This window comes from Hyalangium sp. (genome assembly GCF_045802625.1).
In the GTDB taxonomy this organism is placed as follows: Bacteria; Myxococcota; Myxococcia; order Myxococcales; family Myxococcaceae; genus Hyalangium.
Genome location: NZ_JBJMQP010000248.1, coordinates 1 through 3,757 on the forward strand (window position 1 = coordinate 1; position 3,757 = coordinate 3,757).

A 3,757-nucleotide genomic window follows, 5' to 3' on the forward strand; every position below is an offset into this window, starting at 1 on the left:
CATCGCCTTCAGTCCAAACGCGTGCGGCACGTACTGGAGCAGCAGCCGCCTCGGCGCCCGGCAGCGCTCCAACCCCCGCGACAGCCGGATCAGCCCCGCGGGCGTGAAGAGGCCCGGCGCGCGGTGCACGGTGACACCTTCCTCCCGCGTCTCCCCGGCCTTGCCAGGAGCCCACACGTGGACCTCCAGGCCTCGGCGCGCCAGCTCCCGCGCGATCAGCCGCGTGTAGTCACTGACGCCACCGGGCTGGGGCGGGTACTCGCCCGTGAGCAGGTGCCAGGCGACCTCCGAGACTGGCGGGGTGGGACGGCTCAGAAGGGCACCCCCATCCGCGTCTCTCCCTCGAGGAAGTTCAGGATGCCGCCAGGTCGCATGCGGCGCGGACCGTAGTGCTCGCGCTCCGGGAGTGTCAAAAGACTCGAATGGGTCTGAGGCGGGCCACGCCTGGCCGGGGAGCGGGCACGCCTGCCCGTGCTTGAGGGGAGTGCCAGCCACCGGTAGCATTCGGGGCTCGCGCGCGTCTCAGGCCTTGGCGGGCGCGGCCTGCTTCGGATGAACGCCACCGCCACCCCAGAAGTGACCACCTCCGAGGTGAAGGCCCGCGCCCAGAGGGGGGTGCTGATCCTCGCCGCCCGTACCCTCGCCTCCCAGGGCTTGCGCGTGGTCAGCGCCCTGGTGCTGTCTCACCTGCTGTTCCCGGATGACTATGGCCTGTTCGGCATCGTCTCGTACGCAGCGACACTGGGAGCCTACCTGGGGGATGTGGGGCTCAGCGCCGCCCTGGTGCGTCAGCCCCACGAGCCCACGCCAGAAGAGACCTCCACCATCTTCTGGGGCCACCAAGCGCTGACCGCCGTGCTGGCCACCCTCGTCGTGGTCCTGGCGCCTCGCCTCGTCCAGGGGTACGCCCTGGGCACGCAGGCGCTCCCCATGATCTACGTGACGGCGGGGGGCATGTTCTTTTTCTCCCTGCGCATCATCCCCCTCATGACGCTGGAGCGGAGGCTCGCCTTCACGGCCATCGCCCGAGCCGAGCTCATCGAGAACCTGGCGCAGGTGCTCACCACGCTCGGCATGGCCGTGCTGGGGTGTGGGGCCTGGGCGCTGGTGGGAGGCGGGGTGGCGCGTGGCGCCGTGGGCCTGCTGTGCATCTGGCAGGCGTCTCCCTGGCGGCCACAGCTCATGTTTCACGGCGCCATCATCCGGCGGTTGTTGAGCTTCGGCTTGGCGTACCAGTTGCCGCCGCTGTTGGCCGCATTCGTCGCGGGCTGGGTGCCTCTGGTGGTTGGTCGCGTTCTGGGCAAGGACGCCGTGGGGCTCGTCAACTGGGCCTGGGCGCTGGCCTCCACGCCGATGCTGCTCAGCGGCATCCTCACCCGCGTGGCCTTCCCCGCCTACTGCCGCCTGCAGGATGATCCCGCCGGCTTCGCCGACTATCTGCGCACGTCGCTGCGGCGCCTGTCCGCCGCCCTCTGCCTGCTCATCCCCCTGGCCGTGCTGGCCGTGCCGGTGGCCGTGCCGCTCTTTTTCGGCGAGCGCTGGGTGCCCGCTGTCCCGCTCGCCCAGTGGTTCAGCATGGAGTGCATCATGTTCACGCTCGTGGGCTTGCTGGTGACCGCGCAGAATGCCGGAGGCCGCCCCTGGGAGCGGCTCGCGGTCACCCTGGGCGTCGGCGTCTCGAAGTGGGGGCTGGGGACGTGGCTCATCCATCGCTTCGGCCTCGCCGGAGTGGGCCCGCTGGGGAGCATCGTCAGCATGGGTGAGTTGGCAGTCACCGCGTGGCTCGTCACGCGGCTCAATCCGGCGCTGCGAGGGCTCGTGATGGAGGTGGTGGAGCCGGTCGTCACCGTGGGCCTGCTGCTGCTGGGGGTGCTGCTCGCCACGCCGTACCTCGTGCGTGAGGGCATGTGGGCTCAGGGCTTCGTTGGCGTGGCCCTGTTTGCGGTCCTCTTCCTTCTGCGCGAGCGCCTGCCTGGACCGCTGCCGCTGGTGGCCGAACTGCGCACCATCATCGAGCTCGTGCGGACCCGGTTGCGCGCGCGCGTGGGATAGACGGCCATGCCCTTCTTCTCCATCGTCATCCCGACCTACAACCGGGCTCGGCTGCTCGAGGAGACGCTGGAGTCCGTCTTCGCTCAGGAGTCCACCGACTACGAAGTGCTCGTGGTGGATGACGGCTCCACGGATGACACGCAGGCGGTGCTTGCGCGGTACGGCGAGCGCGTGCGCGGGCTGCGCCAGACGAACCAGGGGCAGGGCGCCGCGCGGAACCTGGGTATCCAGCAGGCCACGGGCGAGTACGTGGTCTTCCTGGACAGCGACGACCTGTGGTTCCCGTGGGCGCTGGCCACGTACCGGCAGGTCATTCACATGTACGGAGAGCCTGCGGTGGTGATGGGCTCACCCGCCCCCTTCCATCACCTGGAGGAACTGGGCCGGGTGCGCCGTGAGCCTCTGCGCGCCCACGCGTTCGCGGACTACTTCGCCACCGCGGAGGAGTCGTTCGTCCGCACCGCCTGTGTCATCGCCGTGCGCACGGAGGCGCTGCGCCAGGTGGGCGGGTTCACCTCCCGCCGCATCAGCGGCGAGGATCATGATCTGCTCTATCGCCTGGGCACGGAGCGTGGCTTCGCCTGGATAGAGGCCCCCCTGGTGGTGGGCTACCGCCAGCACGGGGGCTCTTCCTCGAGAGAGCTCGAGCGAGGCTTCGAGGGGCTGTGCTACCTGCTCGAACAGGAGCGGCTCGGAGCCTACCCAGGAGGCGCGGCCCGCAGGCGGGAACGGCTGATGCTGATTCTCCACAACGCACGGCATGTGACGCGCTGGCTGGCCGAGGGCGGGCGGCCTGGGCTGGCGTTGGAGCTGTACCGTCGAAGCCTGCGAGCGCACCTCGCCATGCCGCGCTGGCGCTACATGCTAGGGTTTCCACCCTGGGTGGTCGCGTCCGTCTTGCGGCAACTCCGGCGCTGAGTCTGCGATGGATCTCTACTCTCTCTATGAAAGAGCCCAGTCCCGGCTGCGTGTGCAGGCGCTGGTGCTGCGTGGCTACCGGGGCTCCCGGCGGCTCCACGTCGGGCCGGGGTTCCGAGCCAACCGGCCGGACCTCCTGGAGATCGCCGACCGGTGCATGCTGGGCGCTCATGTTTCACTTCAGGTCTCCGCGCTCTCGGCGCAGCACCCTCCCGGCCGTATCCAGCTCGGCGCGCACGTCTTCCTGGGGGCACAATGCATCGTCGAGAGCACCTGCTCCGTGAGCATTGGCGCGGATACGATGCTGGGGCCCAACTGCTACATCAACGATACGAACCACGGCATGAGCTTGGGCACGCCCATGCGCCTTCAGTTGGGGACCGCCGGCCCCGTGGTTATTGGAGAGGACTGCTGGCTGGGGGCAGGGGTCATCGTTCTCAAGGGGGTCACCATCGGCCGGGGCACAGTGGTCGCCGCGGGGAGCGTCGTGACCCGGAGCCTGCCGGAGAATGTCGTGGCCGCCGGTGTTCCGGCGCGCGTGCTCCGCGCCAGGACTTGAAGCAAGCGCGCGTGCTATCCAACGCCCAGTCATCCCTCCTCTCCGGTGACAGTGTGTCTGGCCTTCGCGTCCTCCTCGGTATCCATCACCAGCTTGATCCGAACCTCGGCGCTCCCGGCGTCACCCTGGCCCTGGGGAGCGCGCTCGCCGAGCTCGGCTGCAACGTCTTCTACTACGGCTTTGATCAGGCCTTCCCGGGCGTCACTGCGTACTCCGCCTGGCACAACG

4 protein-coding genes are annotated in these 3,757 nt (G+C 69.3%); 3 read left to right on the top strand and 1 reads right to left on the bottom strand.

Annotated elements, in window-relative coordinates:
- Nucleotides 1–504 (bottom strand): glycosyltransferase family 4 protein (locus ACJ8AT_RS38615; RefSeq protein ID WP_407742997.1); only part of this gene is annotated, 504 nt, incomplete at its 3' end.
- A 48-nt stretch (nt 505–552) separates the two neighbouring features.
- Here ACJ8AT_RS38615 and ACJ8AT_RS38620 point away from each other — a divergent pair.
- From ACJ8AT_RS38620 to ACJ8AT_RS38630, 3 genes are read left to right on the top strand one after another with little or no spacing between them, the layout of a single operon-like run.
- The gene (locus ACJ8AT_RS38620; protein ID WP_407742998.1) at nt 553–2,052 is read left to right on the top strand and encodes an oligosaccharide flippase family protein; all 1,500 of its coding nucleotides are present in this window, start codon (nt 553–555) and stop codon (nt 2,050–2,052) included.
- Between the two features lie 6 nt (nt 2,053–2,058).
- Nucleotides 2,059–2,970 (top strand): glycosyltransferase family 2 protein, encoded by a 912-nt coding sequence (locus tag ACJ8AT_RS38625; RefSeq protein ID WP_407742999.1) that lies wholly within the window; start codon nt 2,059–2,061, stop codon nt 2,968–2,970.
- A gap of 7 nt (nt 2,971–2,977) precedes the next feature.
- Nucleotides 2,978–3,529, top strand: coding sequence for an acyltransferase (locus tag ACJ8AT_RS38630; protein ID WP_407743000.1), 552 nt, complete (start codon nt 2,978–2,980; stop codon nt 3,527–3,529).
- Nucleotides 3,530–3,757: the final 228 nt, after the last annotated feature.